This is a genomic window from Luteibacter sp. 22Crub2.1 (assembly GCF_900167995.1).
GTDB classification, from domain to species: Bacteria; Pseudomonadota; Gammaproteobacteria; order Xanthomonadales; family Rhodanobacteraceae; genus Luteibacter; species Luteibacter mycovicinus.
The window spans coordinates 88,005-108,444 of the sequence record NZ_FUYT01000002.1; the positions used below are offsets into that span (position 1 = coordinate 88,005).

The 20,440-nt window shown below is 64.8% G+C and carries 25 protein-coding genes and 1 tRNA gene; 9 read left to right on the forward strand and 17 right to left on the reverse strand.

All coding sequences use genetic code 11. From position 1 onward, the window contains the following. Positions 1-8 precede the first annotated feature (8 nt). On the forward strand, positions 9-1,331 hold the full coding sequence (locus tag B5X73_RS02200) for an ABC transporter permease (RefSeq protein ID WP_176167690.1): 1,323 nt from the start codon (positions 9-11) through the stop codon (positions 1,329-1,331). 4 nt (positions 1,332-1,335) lie between these two features. Here the strand turns inward: B5X73_RS02200 and B5X73_RS02205 are convergent, their stop codons facing one another. The 4 genes from B5X73_RS02205 to B5X73_RS02220 form a co-directional block, all read right to left on the reverse strand. Further along, a complete protein-coding gene (locus B5X73_RS02205; RefSeq protein WP_139382623.1) occupies positions 1,336-1,605 on the reverse strand; it encodes a hypothetical protein in 270 nt (89 codons plus the stop codon). Positions 1,606-1,727: 122 nt separating this feature from the next. Next, complete coding sequence (gene yedA, locus B5X73_RS02210) at positions 1,728-2,642, reverse strand: drug/metabolite exporter YedA (RefSeq protein WP_079520396.1); 915 nt, start codon at positions 2,640-2,642, stop codon at positions 1,728-1,730. Positions 2,643-2,736: 94 nt separating this feature from the next. After that, entirely contained in the window at positions 2,737-3,615 is an 879-nt protein-coding gene (locus B5X73_RS02215; RefSeq protein WP_079520397.1) for a methylated-DNA--[protein]-cysteine S-methyltransferase, read from the reverse strand. A 73-nt stretch (positions 3,616-3,688) separates the two neighbouring features. Beyond that, positions 3,689-3,976 (reverse strand): hypothetical protein, encoded by a 288-nt coding sequence (locus tag B5X73_RS02220; protein WP_079520398.1) that lies wholly within the window; start codon positions 3,974-3,976, stop codon positions 3,689-3,691. A 79-nt stretch (positions 3,977-4,055) separates the two neighbouring features. On the opposite strand from B5X73_RS02220, the gene B5X73_RS02225 reads away from it, so the two are divergent. Continuing rightward, positions 4,056-4,397, forward strand: coding sequence for a Rieske (2Fe-2S) protein (locus B5X73_RS02225; RefSeq protein WP_079520399.1), 342 nt, complete (start codon positions 4,056-4,058; stop codon positions 4,395-4,397). Between the two features lie 26 nt (positions 4,398-4,423). Here the strand turns inward: B5X73_RS02225 and B5X73_RS02230 are convergent, their stop codons facing one another. The 6 genes from B5X73_RS02230 to B5X73_RS02255 all read right to left on the reverse strand — a co-directional run bounded on the left by B5X73_RS02230 (position 4,424) and on the right by B5X73_RS02255 (position 10,703). Next, positions 4,424-6,241 (reverse strand): SLC13 family permease, encoded by a 1,818-nt coding sequence (locus B5X73_RS02230; RefSeq protein ID WP_079520400.1) that lies wholly within the window; start codon positions 6,239-6,241, stop codon positions 4,424-4,426. Positions 6,242-6,437: 196 nt separating this feature from the next. Beyond that, positions 6,438-8,171: a ubiquinone-dependent pyruvate dehydrogenase gene (gene poxB, locus B5X73_RS02235; protein WP_079520401.1), complete on the reverse strand. Its 1,734-nt coding sequence runs from the start codon at positions 8,169-8,171 to the stop codon at positions 6,438-6,440. 60 nt (positions 8,172-8,231) lie between these two features. Further along, entirely contained in the window at positions 8,232-8,948 is a 717-nt protein-coding gene (gene trmB / locus B5X73_RS02240) for a tRNA (guanosine(46)-N7)-methyltransferase TrmB (RefSeq protein WP_079520402.1), read from the reverse strand. A 2-nt stretch (positions 8,949-8,950) separates the two neighbouring features. After that, positions 8,951-9,751 carry a thiazole synthase gene (locus B5X73_RS02245; RefSeq protein WP_036110236.1) on the reverse strand — a complete coding sequence of 267 codons (801 nt, stop codon included), beginning with the start codon at positions 9,749-9,751 and terminating at the stop codon, positions 8,951-8,953. Between the two features lie 27 nt (positions 9,752-9,778). Then, on the reverse strand, positions 9,779-9,979 hold the full coding sequence (thiS, locus tag B5X73_RS02250; protein WP_079520403.1) for a sulfur carrier protein ThiS: 201 nt from the start codon (positions 9,977-9,979) through the stop codon (positions 9,779-9,781). Between the two features lie 19 nt (positions 9,980-9,998). After that, complete coding sequence (locus tag B5X73_RS02255; protein ID WP_079520404.1) at positions 9,999-10,703, reverse strand: hypothetical protein; 705 nt, start codon at positions 10,701-10,703, stop codon at positions 9,999-10,001. A 135-nt stretch (positions 10,704-10,838) separates the two neighbouring features. On the opposite strand from B5X73_RS02255, the gene B5X73_RS02260 reads away from it, so the two are divergent. The 3 genes from B5X73_RS02260 to B5X73_RS02270 all read left to right on the forward strand — a co-directional run bounded on the left by B5X73_RS02260 (position 10,839) and on the right by B5X73_RS02270 (position 12,577). Then, positions 10,839-10,912: transfer RNA gene (locus B5X73_RS02260), tRNA-Gly, on the forward strand. A 52-nt stretch (positions 10,913-10,964) separates the two neighbouring features. Beyond that, a complete protein-coding gene (locus tag B5X73_RS02265; RefSeq protein ID WP_079520405.1) occupies positions 10,965-12,293 on the forward strand; it encodes a hypothetical protein in 1,329 nt (442 codons plus the stop codon). 44 nt (positions 12,294-12,337) lie between these two features. Continuing rightward, positions 12,338-12,577, forward strand: coding sequence for a hypothetical protein (locus tag B5X73_RS02270; protein ID WP_139382624.1), 240 nt, complete (start codon positions 12,338-12,340; stop codon positions 12,575-12,577). 3 nt (positions 12,578-12,580) lie between these two features. On the opposite strand, the gene B5X73_RS02275 is transcribed toward B5X73_RS02270, so the two are convergent. Continuing rightward, positions 12,581-13,300 (reverse strand): FadR/GntR family transcriptional regulator, encoded by a 720-nt coding sequence (locus B5X73_RS02275; RefSeq protein ID WP_079520407.1) that lies wholly within the window; start codon positions 13,298-13,300, stop codon positions 12,581-12,583. A gap of 49 nt (positions 13,301-13,349) precedes the next feature. Here B5X73_RS02275 and B5X73_RS02280 point away from each other — a divergent pair, with 49 nt between their 5' ends. Then, positions 13,350-14,315 carry a hypothetical protein gene (locus B5X73_RS02280; protein WP_217699730.1) on the forward strand — a complete coding sequence of 322 codons (966 nt, stop codon included), beginning with the start codon at positions 13,350-13,352 and terminating at the stop codon, positions 14,313-14,315. A gap of 48 nt (positions 14,316-14,363) precedes the next feature. On the opposite strand, the gene B5X73_RS02285 is transcribed toward B5X73_RS02280, so the two are convergent. The 5 genes from B5X73_RS02285 to B5X73_RS02305 all read right to left on the reverse strand — a co-directional run bounded on the left by B5X73_RS02285 (position 14,364) and on the right by B5X73_RS02305 (position 18,177). After that, the gene (locus B5X73_RS02285; protein ID WP_079520409.1) at positions 14,364-15,392 is read right to left on the reverse strand and encodes an aldo/keto reductase; all 1,029 of its coding nucleotides are present in this window, start codon (positions 15,390-15,392) and stop codon (positions 14,364-14,366) included. Between the two features lie 3 nt (positions 15,393-15,395). After that, complete coding sequence (locus tag B5X73_RS02290) at positions 15,396-16,019, reverse strand: hypothetical protein (RefSeq protein WP_079520410.1); 624 nt, start codon at positions 16,017-16,019, stop codon at positions 15,396-15,398. Between the two features lie 170 nt (positions 16,020-16,189). Continuing rightward, the gene (locus B5X73_RS02295) at positions 16,190-16,696 is read right to left on the reverse strand and encodes a demethoxyubiquinone hydroxylase family protein (RefSeq protein WP_079520411.1); all 507 of its coding nucleotides are present in this window, start codon (positions 16,694-16,696) and stop codon (positions 16,190-16,192) included. 37 nt (positions 16,697-16,733) lie between these two features. Beyond that, a complete protein-coding gene (locus B5X73_RS02300; protein ID WP_079520412.1) occupies positions 16,734-17,348 on the reverse strand; it encodes a TetR/AcrR family transcriptional regulator in 615 nt (204 codons plus the stop codon). Between the two features lie 43 nt (positions 17,349-17,391). Next, positions 17,392-18,177: an aldo/keto reductase gene (locus B5X73_RS02305; protein ID WP_079520413.1), complete on the reverse strand. Its 786-nt coding sequence runs from the start codon at positions 18,175-18,177 to the stop codon at positions 17,392-17,394. Positions 18,178-18,285: 108 nt separating this feature from the next. Between B5X73_RS02305 and B5X73_RS02310 the strand changes: the two genes are divergently transcribed. Genes B5X73_RS02310 through B5X73_RS02320 form a run of 3 tightly spaced genes read left to right on the forward strand, consistent with a single transcriptional unit; the run spans position 18,286 to position 19,758 of the window. Next, on the forward strand, positions 18,286-18,591 hold the full coding sequence (locus B5X73_RS02310; RefSeq protein ID WP_079520414.1) for a putative quinol monooxygenase: 306 nt from the start codon (positions 18,286-18,288) through the stop codon (positions 18,589-18,591). Next, entirely contained in the window at positions 18,572-19,333 is a 762-nt protein-coding gene (locus tag B5X73_RS02315; protein WP_217699731.1) for an SDR family NAD(P)-dependent oxidoreductase, read from the forward strand. The genes B5X73_RS02310 and B5X73_RS02315 overlap by 20 nt, the downstream gene beginning before the upstream one ends. A gap of 11 nt (positions 19,334-19,344) precedes the next feature. Beyond that, on the forward strand, positions 19,345-19,758 hold the full coding sequence (locus tag B5X73_RS02320; protein WP_079520416.1) for a GlcG/HbpS family heme-binding protein: 414 nt from the start codon (positions 19,345-19,347) through the stop codon (positions 19,756-19,758). Between the two features lie 17 nt (positions 19,759-19,775). Here the strand turns inward: B5X73_RS02320 and B5X73_RS02325 are convergent, their stop codons facing one another. Beyond that, entirely contained in the window at positions 19,776-20,390 is a 615-nt protein-coding gene (locus B5X73_RS02325; RefSeq protein WP_079520417.1) for a hypothetical protein, read from the reverse strand. Between the last annotated feature and the right edge of the window lie 50 nt (positions 20,391-20,440).

Consider the following 20,440-nt stretch of genomic DNA (forward strand, 5'->3'; position numbering starts at 1 on the left):
AACTCACCATGAAACGCATGAAGAAGTTCGGGTTCGGCCTGCTGACCCTGCTGATCGTCGCCGCGTTCCTCGTCGTCTGGATCGCGTTGCCCTGGCAGGGCATCGTCGCCATCGCCGTCGTATTCGCGCTGTGGATGGCGCTGACCCGTCGCGGACGACAGACCTGGCAGGTGACTCGCGTGGGACTCGCCACGGTGGTTCAGCGGCTCGGCTCGACATCGGTGGTGGTGGTGGGCATCGCGGGCGTGGTCGGTGTACTCGTCGCCATGCTGGCGATGAGCGATGGTTTCGCCGAAACCCTGCGCTCCACGGGTAACGACCGGACGGCCATCGTATTGCGCGGCGGCTCGCAGGCGGAGCTCAATTCCATCCTCGATCGTGACAGCGCCAACGTGGTGATGCAGGCGCCCGGTGTGAAGAAAGATGCCCAGGGCCGGCCGATCGCCTCGGGCGAACTCGTCGTCGTCGCCAACCTGCCACGCAAGAGCGACCCCGGCAGCGATTCCAATGTGCCCATCCGTGGCGTCAGCGCGGACGTGTGGTCGCTACGCGATCAGGTGAAGATCGTCGAGGGGCGCAAGTTCACTCCGGGGCTGCGTGAGCTCATCGTCGGCAAGGGCGCGCGGGGGCAGTTCGCGGGCCTCGATGTCGGCAGAAGCATCCGCCTCGCGGGACAGACCTGGACCGTGGTGGGCGAGTTCGTGTCGAACGACGTGCTGGAATCGGAACTGTGGGGCGATACGCAGAGCGTCGCATCGGCCTACCGGCGTGGCAGCAGCGTGCAGTCGGTGACGGTCATGCTGGATTCGCCCGCGGCATTCGACACCTTCAAAGCGTCGCTGGCTGGCGATCCGCGCCTGAAGGTCGACGTCAGCACGACGCAGGAATACTTCAGCAAGCAGTCCGAAGGCCTGACCAGGGTGCTGCGCGCCGTCGGTATCACGGTGGGCATCATCATGGCGATCGGTGCCGTGTTCGGTGCGCTCAATACGATGTTCGCCGCGATCCAGGCCCGGGCTCGCGAGATCGCCACGTTACGTGCGATCGGCTTTCGCGGGATACCGGTCGTGGTATCGGTGATGCTGGAGACGATGTTGCTGGCGTTGCTCGGCGGCGTGATCGGTGCGGGCATCGTGTGGATCGTCTTCAATGGCTACACGGCGTCGACGCTCGGGGCGAACTTCAGCCAGGTGGTGTTCCGGTTCCACGTGAGTGCCGCGCTCCTGTGGACGGGGATCAAATGGGCGTTGGCGATCGGCTTTATCGGCGGCCTGTTCCCCGCCTTGCGTGCCGCCCGGGTGCCCGTGACCACCGCGTTGCGCGAGCTCTGATTTCTCACGGCACATCCGATGGAAGCGCGTCGTCGGTCAGTTGCGGGTGGTCCGCCAGGACGACGTCGATCGCGCAGCGAGCGCGGTCGGCGTCCCAGCGGCCGCCCCGTTCCTCGCAGGTGTCGAGATCGGCGTACATCGATTCGGTGTCGGCCCGGAAGCGCTGGCATGACGCGATGGCGGCCACGCCGATGCCCAGAACCGTCGCGCCGCGCGCCATGCATAGCCGCCGCCGATGGGTTCGTTGTGTCGGATTGGTCAGACTGCCCGTCATACCGCGCTCCCAACTAAGAGAAAAGCAGCCTAGGTGGGCTTGAGATTCGCGGACATCGAATAATTCTCAAAAATCGGCGCGCAGGCCCGGGACGAGACCTGCGTCACACTTGCCGGGGCGCCTCAGGCCTTGCGGGTCCGCATCATGGTGATGATGCCGACACCGACGAGGATGATCGCCATGCCCGCCAGGTCGAACGTGCCCACGTGCTCACCGGCGATGGCGACGCCGAACAGCACCGCCACGGGCGGGTTCACGTAGGCATAGCTGGTGGCCAGGGCGGGGCGAACGGTCTTCAGTACGTAGAGATACGCGCTGAACGCGATGATCGAGCCGAACACGATCAGATAACCAAGCGCGAGGGTGGCGCCCAGCTGCGGGTGCGCGGGGAAGCGCTCGCCATGCAGCATCGCGAGGATCGCCAGCGAGACGCTGGCACAGAGCATCTGCGCGGCGGTGTTCATGGGGCCGGCCGGCATGTCCTGACGCTTGGACCACACCGAGCCGAAGGCCCAGGCCATGGCGGCGCAGATCAACGCGATCGCGCCGATCGGCGAGCCAGACAACCCGGCGCCAAGGTTGAGCACGACCACCCCGACAAAGCCCAGCAGCAGACCGACGGTTTCACCGCGCGTGGGCCATTCACGATAGAGGCCGCCGAAGACCGCGGCGAACAGCGGCATGCTGGCCACCGCGACGGCGGCGATGCCCGAGCTGACCGACTGTTCGGCGAAACAGACCAGCCCGTTACCGCCGGCGAGCAACAGCGTGCCGACGATGGCGGCGTTCCGCCACTGTCGCGGGGTCGGCAAGGCGACACCGCGCACGCGCAGGACGGTGAACATCAGCACGCCGGCGATGGCGAAACGGATCGCCGCCATCAGGAACGGCGGATAGCTGACCAGCGCATAGCGGATGCCCAGATAGGTGGAACCCCAGATCAGGTACATCGACATCAGCGACAGCGGCACCAGCCAGCGCGCGGCGGTCAGCGTGGTGGCGGGGACTTTTTTTTCGGTACACACGGCGTCGGACATGGGGAACCCGGGGGCAGGCACGCGTCGCAAGATGCGGCGCGAATCACGAACGATATCGCCGCCGTCGTGGCCTTGGTAGCGAAACCTTCGAGGGTCAGCCTTGAGCGGCGCTCATGGCACGTTCGGTGGCGAGCAACTGCTGCTTGATCTCCATTCCCCAGCGCCACCCGCCGAGGCTGCCGTCTTCGCGGATGATGCGATGGCAGGGCACCAGCAGCGCCAGCTTGTTGCTGCCGCAGGCGCGTCCGATCGCACGTGCCGCCTTCGGCACGCCAAGTCTGGCGGCGAGCTCGCCGTAGCTGAGGGTCTCGCCGAGCGGTATCCGGGTCAGCGCTTCCCAGACGCGCCACTGAAAGGCGGTCGCGGCGATATCGAGTGGCGGCATGTCGGGGGCGGCGCCCCTTTCCCAGCCCAGCTCGCGGGTGACCCGGCCGATCACGGCGTCCAGCCATTCGTCGCGTCCCTCGTCGACGCGTTCCCGGTCGGCGAGCGGGAATTCCCCGGCCAGTCGCGTTTCCAGCGCCTCATCGTCGGCACCGAGCGTCACGGCGCAGATGCCCTTCGCCGTGGTGGCGACGAGCAGCCGGCCGAGCGGGGTACCCGTCGTGGTGTAGCGAATCGAGGCGCCCGCACCGCCGGCCCGGTAGCTCGCCGGGGTCATGCCGAGCCGGCGGTCGCTTTCCTCGTAGACGCGGCTGCCCGAGCCGAAACCGGCCTGGTAGACCGCATCGGTCACGGCCGATCCTTCGCGAAGGGCGTCGCGGAGCTGGCCGAAACGGCGGGCGCGGGCGTACTCGGCCGGGCTGACGCCAAACCGGCGCCGGAAGGCGCGTTGCAGATGCGTGGGGCTGAGCCCGGCGATCGTCGCCAGGCTGGCCAGATCGCTGGGCGCGTCATCTCGCTCCAGCGCGGCACGGACGCGGTCGAGCGGATCGTCGGCGGCGGGGCGGATGGTCTGGACCAGGGCTTTCATCGGGGCCTCCTGTCGTTGAAGGCCAGCGTAGGCGGATGCGACGACCGTCACCATCCGCTTCTTGCGCAGGGGCTCAGTGGTGAACCGGATCGCCCTGACGGATCACGACGAACTCGCCTTCGAGCACGTTCGGATCGTGCGTGGCGCGCGCCGCGGCCGGCCGCGGCGCCGGGCGAACGCCGTCACGGGCCAGCTTCCACTGGCGGACCGCCAGGAACACCAGGCCGCCGGCCAGCAGCACGCCGAGGACGACCACACCGAACACGAGCAGCACCCCGAGCACGGCCAGACCGGCCACGACGGACAGGGCGCGGACCAGCGGGTTGCGAGAGCGGCGGATGGGCGGAAGGACGAAGCGCATTGGTTAAAAATCCGTGTGGCACAATGACATGCGTTGTTCCCCTTTACCTTGGGGCAACCCATCCCCACAGACAAGTGCCATGACTCCTACCGCCGACACCGCTCCCCTCTGCCTGCTGGCGGACATTCCCGATGGCAACGCCGTCGAAACCGAGGCCGTCATCCAGGGCGAGGTCGAGTCCCTGCTGATCTACCGCTCGGGGGAGGAGGCCCGCGCCTACCTCAACGTCTGTCCTCATGCGGGTCGGCGACTGGACTATGCGCCGGGCAAGTTCCTGGTGCGCAATGGCACGATCATCTGCGCGGCGCACGGGGCGACGTTTACGGCGGAGAGTGGTGACTGCACCAACGGGCCCTGCCGCGAAGATCGCCTGCGCGCGGTACCGGTGTCGGTCGTCGACGGGGAAGTCCGGCTGGCCTGAGAAATGCCGTAATCGCGGTGCGTCGCTCAGCGATACATCAGGTTGACGACCACCAGCGTAATCGCCAGAACCAGGAACGTCAGCGGCAGCCCGACCCGCAAAAAGTCCTTCGAACGATAACCGCCCGGCCCCGCGACCATCATCAACGCCGGATGCCCCGAAGGCAGCAGGAACGTATTGGACGACGACACGGCGACGATCAACGCGTAAGCCGAAGGATTTCCCCCCGTGCTCACCGCCACGCTGATCGCCAGCGGCACCATCATCACGGTGGCGCCCACGTTCGACATGACCTGAGAGAACATCAGCGTCAGCACCGCGATGCACAGCTGCAGCGTCCATTGCGGCGCCCCGCCCATGATCGCCAGGACTTCCTGCGCCAGCCACGACGCGGTGCCCGTGGAATCCATCGACCAGCCGAGGGGAATCAGGCAGGCGGTAACGAAGATCGTCTTCCAGTTGATGGCCTTGTAGGCCTCGTCCATGTTCAGCACGCCGGTGAGCAGCATGCCGACCGCGCCGGTCATCATCGCTACCGACAGGTCGAGGTGGGTGAACAGGGCCAGGCACTTGGCCAGCACGAAGAAACCCACCGCCTGCCAGATCTTGCCGGGGCGCTGCTCTTCCTTGGGGATGTCGGTGACCACGACGAAGTCGCGGTCTTCCTCGGCCAGCATCAGGTCGCGCCACTTGCTGTGCAGCACGAGGGTGTCACCGGCGCGCAGGCTGACCGCGCGCACGTCCTCGCGGTACACCTCGTCGCCACGGTTGACCGCCAGCACGGAGATGCCGAAGCGCTTGCGCAGGCGCAGATCGCCCACGGTCTGCTTGATGAAGCGCGAGCCGGGCGGCACGACGGCCTCGGAAATACCCGCACGCGTGGTGTTGAACTGTTCGCCCAGCTGGCGCATGCGCATGGAGACGCGGCACAGCTGGTTATTGGCGAATGCCAGGATGGCGTCCTTTGGCGCGAGCACGCCGAGCACCGTACCGACCCAGATCATCTGGTCCGATGGGGGGGCGACGCGGCTCTCGTTGCCGTTCTTGATCGCCAGGATCAGCGGGGCACCGTGCAGCTGCTCCGCCTCACCGATGCTCATGCCGACCAGCGGGCTCTCCGCCGTGACCGTAAGCTCGGCGGTCTCGCCGGCGATGCCGTAGGTATCGGCGAAGTAGCTCTCGGTGCGGCCGGGGGTGACTTTCAGGCGCTCGTCTTCGCGCTCGGGCAGCAGCTTGCGGGTGAAGAAATAGAAGAACAGCACGCCGACCAGGGCCAGCACGAGGCCCACGGGGGTGACGCTGAACAGGCCGAATCGGGGGATCGTGTGCGCGCCGGGCGGCAGATTGCTGTTGGCGCTGGCGATCAGGTCGTTCAGCACGATCAGCGGCGAGTTGGCGATCAGCGTGGTGTTGGTGGCCGTCAGGATGCAGAAGGCCATCGGCAGCAGCAGACGCGAGATCGGCACGCCGGTACGCGCGGAGAGGCGGCTGGTCACGGGAATCATCAGGGCGGCCAGGGCCTGGCTGGGGATCACGGCGCTGAACAGGCTGGTGACGCTGTTGATCACGACGCCGAGGCGGGACTCGACACCGCGCGCCATGCGCATGACGAAGGCCGCGGTGAGGTTGAGCACGCCGGCGCGGTCGAGGCCGGCCCCCATGATCATGATCGCGATGATGGCGATCACCGCGTTACCGGCAAAGCCGTTGAAGACCTGGTCGCCGGGGATCAGGCCGGTGAGGCCGATCGTGACCACGACGAGCAGGGCGACCATGTCGGCCCGGATCCACTCCAGAACGAGCATGAGCATGGTGAAGCCCACCAGGCCCAGCACGAGGATCATTTCAGGAGTGAGGGTCAGTGCCACTGGCCGGCGGTTCCGATCCGGTCGTTGGAGACGTGCGGTGGCATGCTCTTGCCAGGCGGCTATCGTTGCCGCAGGAGTATACGCGCTGGGGGTGGCTCCCGGCTGAAGAAAAGCGCACGAATGGGTTGCGCCAGCGCACGCTCCCGCGCGGAGCGTGCGCTGACGGGTCCGATCAGCGGCTGAGGTTGCTCAGCGCGAGGTCGACGATCGAGTCGCCGCGCCCGCTCATCACCGCCTTCAGCGCGTACAGGCTGAAGCCCTTGACCTGCTCGCCGCTGATCTTCGGCGGCATCGACAGCTCGAGCCGGTTGCTGACCACATCGAGCAATGCGGGGCCGTCGTGCGACAGCACCTCCGCGATGGCCGAGGGCAGGTCGCTGGCGCGGGCGACGCGTCGTCCATGAATGCCCATCGCGTTGGCCATGGCCGCGAAATCCGGATTCTTCAGCTCGACGCCCGTTTCGAGCAGCCCCGCCGCCTTCATCTCCAGCTCGACGAAGCCCAGGGTGCCGTTGTTGAGCACGATGACCTTCACCGGCAGGCCCTGCTGGGCCAGCGTGATGAAGTCGCCCATCAGCATCGTGAAGCCGCCATCGCCCGACAGCGAGATCACCTGCCGTCCCGGGTGGGAGGCCTGCGCGCCGATCGCCTGCGGCATGGCATTGGCCATGGAGCCATGGACGAAGGAGCCGAGCAGGCGGCGCTTGCCGTTCATCGTCAGGTAGCGCGCGGCCCATACCGTGGGCGTGCCGACGTCGCAGGTAAAGATCGCATCGTCCTCGGCCAGCTCGCTGACCAGGCGGGTGACCTGCTGCGGATGGATGAGGTCGTGGCCGGGTTCGATGCGGGCGAGCTGGTCGAGGTCGTCGCGGGCCCGCGCATAGTGAGCGAGGCAGCGGTCCAGGTGGCCGCGCAACCGCTTGGGCTCGATCCGCGGCAGCAGGGCGCGGATCGTTTCACCCACATCGCCGACCACACCGAGTTCGACACGGCAGCGACGACCGATGTTGCCGGGGCGGATGTCGACCTGCGCGATCTTTGCGTCCTCGGGGTAGAACTGACGGTACGGAAAATCGGTGCCCAGCATCAGCAGCGTGTCGCAGTCCTCCATCGCGTAGTAGCCGGAGCTGAAGCCGATCAGGCCGGTCATGCCCACGTCGAAGGGGTTGTCGTATTCCACATACTCCTTGCCACCCAGCGCATGCACGATCGGCGACTGCAGCGCATCGGCCAGGGCGATCAGGTCGTCATGGGCGCCGGCCGTGCCGCGGCCGCAGAGCAGGGTGACGCGTTTGCCCGCGTTGAGCAGCTCAGCCAGGGCGTCCAGCTCACGCTCGGCGGGGATGACCTTCGGCAAAGGCGGCAGCAGCCCGGCCGCGGGCGTCACCTTCTTCACCGGCGACTTGCGCATGGCCACGTCGCCGGGAATCACCACCACGGCCACGCCGCGTTGGCCCACGGCCGCGCGGATGGCCGAATCCAGCACGTGGGGCATCTGCGACGCATCGGAAACCATCTCGCAGTACACGCTGCACTCGCGAAACAGCTCGGTCGGATGCGTTTCCTGAAAATAACCGCTGCCGATTTCGGCGCTGGGAATATGCGCGGCGATCGCCAGCACGGGCGTGCGCGAGCGGTTGCAGTCGAACAGGCCGTTGATCAGATGCAGGTTGCCGGGTCCGCAGCTTCCCGCGCAGACGGCGAGCGCACCGGTGAGCTGCGCTTCCGCGCCGGCGGCAAACGCGCCGGCTTCTTCGTTACGGACATGGACCCAGTCGATGCGCTGGCGCTCGCGCAGCGAATCGGTGATCGCATTGAGGCTGTCGCCCACCAGACCGTAGATCCGGCGAACGCCGGCTTCTTCGAGGGTTTCGGCGATCAGGTCGGCAAGGCTGGCGATGGACATGGGCAACTCCGTGAACACGAATCCCCAAGTTATGCGCCGCCCGCGGTCAACGGATTGTCGTTATCGACCCTGCCATTCGTACAGATAATCCCAGACACCGTGGCCAAGGCGCGTGCCGCGGCGTTCGAAATGGGTCTCGATGCGCCACGCGGGACGCTCCGCCGACTCGCCCGGACCGACACGGTTACGCCAGCCCGGGGCGGCTTCCATCGTCTCGCGCATGTGCTCGGCGTAGGCTTCCCAGTCGGTGGCCAGATGCAGCAAGCCGCCCGGCGCCATGCGCGACGCCAGCAATTCGACGAACGCCGGCTGCACGATACGACGCTTGTTATGGCGCTTCTTGTGCCACGGATCGGGGAACCAGATGCGTACTTCGGACAGGCTGGCCGGGGGGATCTCGTTTTCCAGTACTTCGACGGCGTCGTGCTTGTAGAGGCGAACGTTCCGCGCATCGCGTGCGGCCAGCGCGTTCATCAGGCGGCCGACACCCGGGCTATGCACTTCGACGCCGATGTAATCGCGCGACTGATCGTGCTCGCTGGCCCAGGCCAGTGCTTCACCGTTGCCGAAGCCGATCTCCAGCACGCGTGGCGCGCGATGACCGAAGGTGGCGTCGAGGTCGCGCCCGGTGCCGTGGTAATCGAGGCCGAAGCGAGACCAGTGATTGTCGAACGCACGTTGCTGCGCGGGCGTCATCCGGCCTTCGCGCAGCACGAAGCTGCGGATGCGGCGGTGGAACGGCGCGTCGCCGGCGTTGTTGTCGTCATCGGTGGTCATGCTCAGCCCACCAGTCCGTCGACCGGGCTCGAGGCCGAGGCGAAGCGCTTGCGCGGAATACGACCGGCGCGGAACGCCGCGCGGCCCGCTTCGACCGCGAGCTTCATCGCATGCGCCATCAGGACCGGATCCTTTGCGCCGGCGATCGCGGTGTTCATCAGCACGCCATCGCAGCCGAGCTCCATCGCGATGGCGGCATCGGACGCGGTGCCGACGCCGGCATCGACGATCACCGGGACCTTTGCGTTCTCGACGATCTCGAGCAGGTTGTAGCGATTCTGGATGCCCAGACCCGAGCCGATCGGCGCGGCCAGCGGCATGATCGCGGCGCAGCCGATCTCTTCGAGACGGCGCGCCAGGATCGGGTCGTCCGACGTGTAGACCATGACGTCGAAGCCATCGGCCACGAGCTTCTCGGCGGCGACCAGCGTCTGCACCACATCCGGGTAGAGCGTGCGCTCGTCGCCGAGGACTTCGAGCTTCACGAGGTTGTGGCCGTCGAGCAGCTCGCGCGCGAGGCGACAGGTGCGCACGGCATCGTCGGCCGTGTAGCAACCCGCCGTATTCGGCAGCAGGGTGAAGCGATCCGGCGGCAGCGCGTCGAGCAGGTTGGGCTGGCTCGCGTCCTGGCCGATGTTCACCCGGCGAATGGCGAGGGTGACGATCTGCGCGCCGGCGGCCTCGGTGGCGCGACGCGTTTCGTCGAAATCCTTGTACTTGCCGGTGCCCGTGAGCAGCCGCGAGTGAAACGTGCGACCCGCGACGGTCAGGACGTCATCGGCGGCAGGGGAGAAGTGGTTCATGCGGGCGATTTCCTGGAGGGGTGCGGCTCAGCCGCCACCGATGGCATGGACGATCTCGACACGGTCGCCTTCGGCGAGCACGTGCGTCGCGTGCGCGCTGCGCGGCACGATCTCGAGGTTGACCTCGACCGCCACGCGCTTGCCGCCGTAACCGGCAGCGTCGAGCAGCGCAAGAACCGAGGTGCCGGGCGCGCAATGGCGCGCGTCGCCGTTTAGAGTGATTTGCATCCGCCCATTGTAACGGGGCTCAGCGGCCGTTCCACCCATTGCCGCCGCGGACCGGTGTGCCGATGCCGGGCTGGGTCACGCGGTTGGTCACGCCAGAGCGGGGTTGCGTGGGGGTGCGGCTGCCGAAGCCATCGTTCCAGCCGTTCTCGCCGCGGTTGTTGCCGCTGTCGCGTGGACCGCGCGGGCCGTTGCGGTCCGGGGCGAGGTTCATGGCCGGGCCTGTGGCGCCGGCATGGGCCGAGCCGGGCGACTGGGCGACGGTGGTCGAGTTTCCGGGTGGGCGTCGGTCGTGGTCGCGGCCGCGACCGCCGTTGCCGGGCTGGCCGTGATCGTGATCGTGGTCCCGGACGCCGCGACCGTAGCCATAGCCGTCATCCCGGCCGTAGCCATAGCCGCCGCCGTTACCGCCACCGTAGTAACCGCTGCCGTAGTAACCGCCGTTGTTATAGCTGCCGTTTTCCGGGGGGTAGTTGCCGCTGTCATACCCGTCCTGCCTGGACGAGGCGCCCGTGCCGCCCTGACCGCCCGCGTACAGCCGTGCCGGCTGGGGCAGGGTGCCCGTACTCACGGTTTCCTTGCGGACCGGGGTCGAGGGGCCGGCGATATAGCTGACTCCCGGCTTCGGCATATTGGCCGTGGATACCGTGCGCGACTGCGCCAGCGTAGCGCCGGTTGCGCATAGCGCGAGCCCGGTAAAGATGGAAAGCGAAAGCGCACGACGCATGTTCCGGCCCTCGTAGGGATGCCCCGGCAAGATTATGCGCCTGCGACTGACCCGCCGCGCGGTGGGTGGCCGGCGCGTTCAGCCGGCCGCCACCTTTCGCCGGTGGGCGATCTCGTATTACCATCCGGGGCCTATGCGGGTGTAGCTCAATGGTAGAGCTGTAGCTTCCCAAGCTACTGACGAGGGTTCGATTCCCTTCACCCGCTCCAGCTTTCTTTCGTCGTTGCGTAACTTGTTGACGATGTTGAAGAAGCTGGCACGATGCCGAAGCACGAGACCGTTCCCTTGGGTATCGTTTCGGGTATCGTTTCCATGGCTAAGGCCCTCTTGCTCGACCGTCCTTCTGGCACTTTTGCGCGCTTTTTGGTGCCGCAGGATTTGCGTGCGAGCGTGGGGCGGCGCTACCTCGTCAGACGGCTTCCACCCAGCGACCGCGACCGCAGCCGACTCATCGGCGCGTGCATGAGGTACGCTTTGGGTAAAGCGTTTCTGAAGCTGCGGAAGGACCCCGTGAGCGACCCAAAAAAATTGATCGACGATGTGCTCAAGGCCGCGCAAGAAGGCCGTGTGCAGGAGTACATCATCCAAGGCCCCAACGGTTTCATGCTCAAGGTCGATGACGCCGCCGACCACGCGCGGGCAATGGAAGCCTTGCCGGTCATCCTGGAGAGTCTAGCGCCCGCCTCCGCGAGCACCAATGCATCGCCAGCGCAGAGTGCGCCTGCGAAACCGGCGCCGATGTTGCACGCCTCTATCGCCCTTTTCCTGACGCAATTCGCTGAAAAGAACCCGGCGGCTGCAACGCTGCTGGAGACCCGCCACAGTGTGGAACTCTTCCGTGACCTGACCCGGGACAAGCCGCTGGCTGAGGTCGGGGTCGAGGAGTGCGATGCCTTCCGTGCCGCGCTCTCACTTTGGCCCGCTCGGGCAAGGGTGCTGCCGGATTACAAAGGCCTGACCCCGCGCGCGATCATCGCCAAGGCCAAGAAGCTCAAGCCGCCTGGCCTCAATGTGCGCACTAAAGAAAAACACTTGGACCGGCTCCGGGTGTTCTTTAACTGGGCCGTGCAGCGCAGGTGGATGAGCACCAATCCGTTGACGGGCGTGCGATTGCAATCCAAGGCGCAGAAGTATGCGCCAAAACGCCGTGGTTTCACTCGCGATGAGCTGAAGCGTTTGTTTGACCCAGCGTTGCGCCGCGAGCATTGCCTCACGGAGCCTTCCAAGTTCTGGCTTCCCTTGCTGGCAATCTATACCGGCGCACGCTTGCGTGAATTGGCGCAACTCCGGGTGGTCGACGTTCGGCAAATCGCGAACGTATGGGGCATTGATATCACCGCGGACGCCGGCTCACTCAAGAATGCGGCGAGCCAGCGGTTTGTACCCCTGCCCGATGCGATCTTCAACGCGGGCCTGTTGGACTACGTCCAAGCACTTACAGAGAGAAGCTTTGATCGTCTGTTCCCCGACGGGTCGTGGGACGCCAAGAACGGCCCGGGCGACCGCACCAGCGGGCGCGCACTCTTGCCTGGTGCGATCGCTACCATCGAACATCGGACGCGCATCAAACGTCACCGATTTGGGCTCTGAAGGGCTCACGAACCTGCCCATTGCGGAGCGAGATGATCGCGCCCATGCTGCAGCTGATCGCATCCGTAACGATCAGCGCAGGGCTGCGATTCGATTCATCCCGTGTCGAACTCTATATCCGCGAAATAAACCAAGCAGCGAGCAGCTATTCTTTTCTCATTGAGCAAGCTAGGGAGAAAACGAGATCCAGCGTGATTGATGGCGTGCACGCGCATCTTCTGCGGCGGCTCATTTGCGGCGCATTGGTCCGTCGATGTTCGAGCCGCCAGGATGTACTCGATTAATGCCTAGCTCCCAGTCATGCCTGCTTTGACTTCGAGCAGGTGATCGCGCACCGCCTGGCTCGCCGCAGAGGCGTCGCGCTCCAGGAGGGCTTTTACGATCGCGCGATGCTGCGCCATGTATCGTGCCTTGCGATCCGGGGTGAGGCTACGCTGCTTCAAGGCTTCCCATTCGGGCTGCTTGCGCACCCCGTTGATCGCCTCGTAGAGATCGATCAAGAGATGATTGTGCGATGACGCGAGGATGGCGTGGTGAAGCATCCCATCCCAATGCTCGAAGTCGAGCACGGTGTCGGCACGTTCGCTTTGTTCGAGGCAGTGCACGATCTGCTGTAAGTCTCGGCCGGTGGCGCGCGTGGCTGCGTTCTCGACAAAGGGCGGTTCGAGCACGAGCCGAAGCTCCATCACATCTGCCGGACTCGCCCCATAGATTCGCGCCAGCAGGCTTTCCGCAGCCGACTCGTCGGCCGGCTGGGAGGGCAACCGGGCGATGAAGGTGCCGCGGCCCACGTGCTTGACGATGACCCCATCCTCTTCAAGCTGGATCAGAGCTTTCCTGAGCGTGTTGCGGGCCATGCCAAACATGCCTACCAACTCACGCTCAGGCGGGAGCCGGTGCCCCACGGGCCAGCTGCCATCGTCCATCCGCTTACGGATGTGCTGCAGCAGCGCTGCGCTCGCGTGCTGGGCACGAATGCGCCTGTTTGGATTTGACCCGTCACCCATTGCGCCTCCTTTGTGATCCAATTCTAGTCCATTTGAGCGTCGTTTGACAATGGCACAGCTGCGCGCTTGTGCAGCGCAGAATGACACTGTCAGCCAATTCACTATATTGGTTCACGTAGGGGCACTATTGGATCATGAGTGGATCACCATTGGCGGCGACCCGACGGGCGCGGCACGGGATCGGTTTGACCTTTTTCGGGCGGCGACGCCTATCACGCGGGGTGGATACATGCGCATGGGACGTTTGGCAACGCTCGCAGCGACAGCAGCTCTGGCCGGGCTGGGGGCATCGACGGCCGTGGCACAAAATTTTGCCTTGAATAATTTCAATCTGATGGTGACCAACCAGGCAAAGCCCGATCCCGTCTTTGGCTACGGCACGCCGGATCGGGATCTACAGATGTTTCAGTTCGAGCACTTCAGCACTCATGACTGGGGTGATGTGTATTTCGACGCAGAGCTGTATCACGGGCGCGACGTCGGAGCGCCGTTCGAGCTAGGCAACGACACGCAGAACTTGTTCGTGCTCAATCCGCGGTTGAGCATCGGCAAGCTCGCCGACACCCCCATCCATTGGGGGCCATTGAGCGATCTTTCGGTCATCGCCCGCTGGGAATCGGGAAGTTACCCGTCGAACGACCGGTTTCATTCCCAGAATTACGGCCTATCGGCCAACTTCGATGTCGGCGGATTCGCATGGTTCGAGTCGGGGCTGCTGTATCGGCACACGAACTTTGATCGCCGCACTTGGCTTTGGCGCTCCGTGCTCCTGTCCAAGCCCATCAACATCGGTGGCCAGGCGTTCCACTTCAACCTCCTGTCGCTCGTCAACGGCAGTGACCACCAAGGCACCGAGGTGCTCGAGCGCGCGGATGTGCTGTGGGAAGCAGGACACCATTCCGAAGTCCAGTTGGGTCTTCGCCTCGAATACGCGCGTTACGACCACAATCCGGTGGCGAGCGGTGGGGAATATCATCGCTTCACGCCATTTCTGATGCTGAAGTTGACCCCCTGACTTCCAAGGTAGCGCGGGAAGAGCCCACGCTGCCTTGGATGGCGCCTATCAGACCGGGCCGGGATTTCGCTCAGCGAAGCCGGCCTGGTGCCAGTAGGGGTAGGCGGGCTGGCGCTTGCTCGCCTTGTCCAAGCGTGCCACCTGTTCGGGCGAGAGATTCCAGCCGACCGCGCCGAGGTTGTCGAGAAGCTGGCTCTCGGTGCGCGCACCGATGACCACACTTGCCACCGTTGGCCTCTGCAGCAGCCAATTGAGGGCCACCTGGGGGACCGACTTGCCCACCTCATCCGCCACGCCGATCAGTGCATCGACGACGTCATACAGATATTCCTCAGGGACTTGCGGCCCCATGTCAGCAGTCGCGTGCAGCCGACTGCCCTCCGGTAGCGGCTGGCCGCGACGAATCTTGCCGGTCAACCGCCCCCACCCCAGCGGACTCCAGACGATCGCGCCCACGCCTTGATCGACGCCCAACGGCATCAACTCGCTTTCATAGTCGCGGCCGACGAGCGAGTAATAGGCTTGATGGGCGACATAACGCGCATAGCCGTACCGTTCGGCGACCGCCAGGGACTTCATGAGGTGCCAGCCGGAGAAGTTCGAGCAACCGATGTATCGGATCTTTCCGGCGCGCACCAGGGTGTCGAGCGTTGAAAGGGTCTCCTCCACGGGTGTCAGTGCGTCGAAGCCATGCAGCTGGAACAGGTCGATGTAATCCGTCCCGAGGCGCTGAAGCGCTGCGTCCACGGCATTGACCAAGTGATACCTCGAGGAGCCCACGGCGTTTGGCGCATCAGAAAAGCGGAATGTCGCCTTGGTGGAAATGATCAGGCTATCTCGAGGTCTGCCCTTCAGAGCAGCGCCCAAAATTTCCTCGGCGGCGCCGGAGGAGTAGACATCGGCGCTGTCGAACATGTTCACCCCGTGCTCGAGGCACACGTCGATCATCCGTCGGGCCCCGTCAACGTCGGTGGAGCCCCACGCGCCGAAAAATTCTCCCTTTCCGCCAAAGGTGGCGGTGCCGAAACTGAGCGCCGGCACGGTGAAACCGGAATGACCGAGTCTGCGAAAGTCCATGGGTTATCTCCTGCAGTTGGGAAAGGATGAAGTATCGGCAACGGCGGCACTGACGACTTGCGCAATGACCTTGGCTTTGCGCTCGCGCAGCGCTCGCGGTCTGCTTTCCGATTCGGACGGCCATGTTGCGGTGAGCACCGCCGAATGGTGCCGTTCGTTCGTAGGCAGCGAAGCGTAGGTGGCAGCCAGCTCGCTCAATGCGTGCTGGGCGGCTCGTTCGACGCCCACCTGCCACGCACCTCGAGCGCACAGGTGGATAGTGCGACCCGGTGTCTCCGAAACCATCCACGCCGCGGCATTCTGTGCAATCGCTGAGGTCTGGGTGAGTAGCGCCATGAGTTCGCTCGAACGATGAGTCAAGACAGGAATTTCGTCCATCGCACGCACGTGGACGACGATCGTCGGACGATCCACCCGACTCACCGCGCGCTCGAAGACATCATCAATGGACCGCTCGTCGCCGGGTTGGAAGGAGAAGCTTGCAAGGCGGCGTGTCACAGTGCGAAGAAGCGCCACGAGGGGAGCAGCCGCCATGTCCTTGGGGTGGATCAGCACGACACTTTGAGCACGCCTTGCGACCTGCATGGCGATGGTCGAGCCTGTCACGCTTCCATCGATAAACACCATTGCGACATGCGAATTTTCACGCGGCGGAGGGGCCTGGGTGACCTCGACGGCGCGCCGAAGCCAAGCGCCGAAGTCCCAGGGAAACACCCCAAAGGGGTCGTCCCACGGTGTATCAAGGGGTGGTTGTCTATGGGGGACAGTCATGTCGGATCAACTTGATCGAGGGTGCGCTACAGCCGTTCGCTGAGCCAGATGGCCGCGCGGCACAGGCGGCTGACCCCACCGTAGATCACCGCGTAGCCCAACGCGCCGCGTGAGCCGGACGATATCGCCCAGTCGCGGTGCTCCAGTTCGTCGTTGCGAACGGTCGTTACGGCGGCCCTGAGCGATGCGTCGCTCGGAGGAATCCATGCCAGCTGACCCGCATAGTGGCGCTCGACGACATCTTCCACTGCTTCGGTGCATGCCATCGCCGCTGCGTTGCTCCATCGAGCGGTCAGCACGCCCAGCGCGTAGGCACCCACGTGCCAAAAGGGCAACAGCACGGTGGGCCGTACGGCACGCTCCTGCAAGGCGTGCGTGAAGTAAGTCAGGTGCTCGACTTCCTGCGCACGCATCCGGCGCAGCATCAATGCGCTGGGGCTTCGTCCCAGCACAGCAAGCTGCCCTTCATAAATGCGGACGGCACCATACTCGCCGGCGTGATTGACACGAATGGCCCGATCGATGCGGCTCATGATGCATCTCCGCCCAGAGCCTCAGGGACGCTTCGCGTTAATCCGAGCCGTACTGTGCGAGAAACATGTCGACGGCCGCAGTCACCGCTGCATCGCGCTGCCGTACGGTGGGTGCATTCTCCACGCCGATCACACGAGCCCATAAGAGCGGCTCGTTGATCAGGCCGAGAAACTGGCGTGTGGCCAAGTTGCGGTCGTCGATATGCCGAAGTCCCTTGCCTTCCAGCTGCTTCAGGAAGTCGGCAACCGCCCGCAAGGTCGGGGATTTGCCGGCTGCAAAGAAGCGCTTGGCCAGATCCGGGAAGCGCTGCCCTTCGCTGATGACCATGCGCATGAGCGACACCGTCTCCGCGGGCGTCCAGAAATCGGCGACGGCCTGACCCAGCACCATCAGTCCAGCGCGTGCCCCCCTGGCGGCCGCCTCCCGACCGGTGATGGCGGGAACCTCCATGCGTTCCCAGAGTGCTTCCACCGTGGCTTCGAAGAGCGCCTCCTTGCTCTCGAAGAGGTTGTAAATCGTGCGGCGCGCGGCCCCCGCGCTGCTGGCGATCGTTTCCAGCTTCGTCCCTTCGTAGCCGTCGGCAAGAAAGGCCTGGGTTGCGGCGGCGATAATGGCTTGGCGCTTGGATTGCGCGGGCTTGACGGAGCGCATGAGGACTACGGTGCGATGGGAGGCTCATTACATCACACCTTCTTCACTGCCGCAGCTTCAGTCGCGACAACGCCAGTCGATCCTCGTCGTCCAGGTGGATGTCGTAGATGGAGAAATTGGCCAGCAAGCGGTCAGGTGAGGACGCCTTGGGAACGACCGCGACGCCCTGGCACACCACCAGATAATGCAACGCAATCTGCGCGGCACTGACGCCATGCTTGGCTGCGATCCGCTTTACGGCGGACTGATTGTTCACTGCGCCTTTGGCTAGCGGCGAATAAGCGGTAATGGAGCAACCCACGCCGCGTGCCGTTGTGACCACGTCGGGCAAAGAAGCGCCAACGTGGTATTCGATCTGGTTGTTCGCGATGGTTTGGGTCGTGAGGGAGGCCGCTTGCGAGAGCAGCTGGGAGCCGAAGTTGGACACCCCGATGTGCCGTGCCAGACCCTCGGCTTTGGCCGCGTCGAGCGCTCCCATGGTTTCCTTCAATTCCACCGAGGCATTCGGCCAATGCAAGAGCAGAAGGTCGATGTAGGGCGTCTTTAGATCGCGCAGCGATTTTTCAACGGAAGATCTTAGGTCGCGCCGACGAAAATTCGAAGGCCAGACCTTTGTCGTGATGAACACCTCCTCCCGAGGGACACCGCTTGCCAGCACGGCAGAACCGACCTCGCGCTCGTTGCCATACATCTGCGCGGTATCGATATGACGGTAACCGATCGCCAGTGCTTCGGTTACCGCCCGGACGCAAGCGGCTCCGGAGAGCTGCCAGGTTCCGAGACCTACAGCGGGAAGGCCAGCGTGATCGGGTAGCGCAATCTCAAACACGGTCGTCGCCTAAAGTGGGGCGCCGTGTGTGCATCCGGTGTTGAATGCACACACGAGTGCAATGTAGGATGTCGGCATCCTACTCCCCATGCCAAAGGTCCACAAGCGATGGCCGAACCTCTGATCATCTTCGCGTTCCCGACCGTTGCGCTCGAATGGCGCGAGCGCTTCCTGGATGTGTTCAAAACCCTCACCGCCGCCACGCGCGACGAGGAGGGTTGCCTGGGCTTCCAATTGCACGCGCACGCGACGGATCAATCGCGCTTTGCGGTTTATGAGGTGTTTGAGAACCAGGCAGCCTTCGATGCCCACGTCGCCGCGCCGCACACCAAGGCGTTCCTTGAGTTTGTGACCCAGAGCGGCACACGCCTCGAGCACGAGCCGTGGACCCCCGTTGACTTTGCATCCCGCTGAGGAGCTTCCGATGTCCATCCAAGATCGCATTGCCCTGGTGACGGGCAGTTCCCGAGGGCTCGGCCTTGAAATCGCACGCGGCCTGGCCCGGTCAGGCTGTGCCGTCGCCATCAACTACGTTCGAAGCAAGGATGAGGCGGAGCAGGCGGCGGAAGCCATTCGAAACGAGTTCGGCACCCGTGCGATCGTCGTCGGCGCCGACGTGTCGATTGCCGACGAGGTCGAGCGACTCGTGGCGACCATCGAGCGGGAGTTGGGGTCAGTCGATATTCTCGTCAACAATGCAGGCATCAACCCGCCGGCATCCCTGGATGCGGTGACCAGCGAGTTGTGGGCAAAGACCCTAGCCGCCAACCTCACCTCGGCGTTTCTCGTGACACAGCGCGTCCTGCCGGGGATGCGCGCCAAGCAGTTCGGCCGCATCGTGATGATGTCGTCGGTCGCCGCCCAGCTGGGCGGGGTCATCGGCCCGCATTATTCGGCGAGCAAGGCCGGCATGCTGGGCCTGATGCACAGCTATGCCAGCCAGCTGGCGAGCGAGGGCATCACCGCCAACGCCATTGCGCCGGCGTTGATCGAAACCGACATGATCAAAGGCAACCCGAACATCCGGGCCGACCTGCTGCCGGTCAAGCGCTTCGGCAAGCCTTGGGAGGTGAGCGATGTCGCCGTCATGCTCGCCGCGAACGGCTTTCTCACCGGCCAGACGATCAACATCAACGGCGGCTGGTACCAGTCATAAGGAGTACGAACATGCGACAGCAATGGCATGTCGATTTTTCAGAGGCCACGGCGATTCTTCAAGCGGCCGTAGCGCACGCCAACACGTTGGGCGTGCCGGTCAGCGTCGTTGTGCTCGATGGCGGTGGCCATCTGGTTGCCGCGTCGCGGCTGGACGGGGCCTCGTTTCAAGTCTTCGAGGTTGCCTCAGCAAAAGCGCTGGGTTCAGTGATGATGCGTGCGCCGAGCAAGGCGCTGGAGGACGCAGCGCTGGCTCGCCCGACGTTGGCAACGTTCAACGACGGTCGGCTTCCCATCCAAGGCGCGGTGCCTTTGATGGTGGAAGGCCAGTGCATTGGCGCTGTCGGTGTATCGGGGGGCACGCCCGACCAGGACGAAGCCTGCGCCAAGGCGGGTGCCGCCGCGCTGCCGGCTAGCTCTCCCTAGGCCTACCCGCATCCCACTCACGCTGGGTGGGATGCCCGCGCTGGATCGTCGACCGCTCCGAGGACGCCCGCAATGGCGTCCTCGCTCCATTGGTGCGTGCGAAGAATCATTCCGAGTCGAACCTGCACAGACTGATTCAGTGCGCCGTGCGCCAGGTCCGCCGCTTTCATCACGCGGCGCGACGCCGCGCCCGGGCGCAGGGCTTCGGGGTGCGCTTGGGTGCCGAGTGTCGTGCCAGCGAGCTGGGCCAAGGCGCCGGCCATCAGGACGCTGTCGGGGCCGGGCTCGCTTTGCAGCAGCTCGTCCACCACGACGGCCTCGCGCAAGGCCAGCCGTTCGCCCCGGATATCCCCGCGGCTTAGGCGGCGAAGCAAGGCGCGCAGTAGGTCGTTGGGGCGAAAGGTGCAAGCGAAGGGGGGCAGCCGACGGGCGGCTTCGATGGACAGCCGCACGGGCACTGCCCGCGGCGTCCGATGCATGGCGATTAGCGCGAGCGGACGCGGAATCCAGGCCACATAGCCAGGCGGCACCACCAGCCAGTGGTCGCCTTGGCGAAATTCTAGGACGGAATCTAGCAGCCACAGTTCACGCCCTCGACCCATCCGCACCTGACTGGCGAGTGATTTTTGCACGGCAACTCCTTCGGCTTTACATCCTATCATCCTACCTATTAGTATTTGCG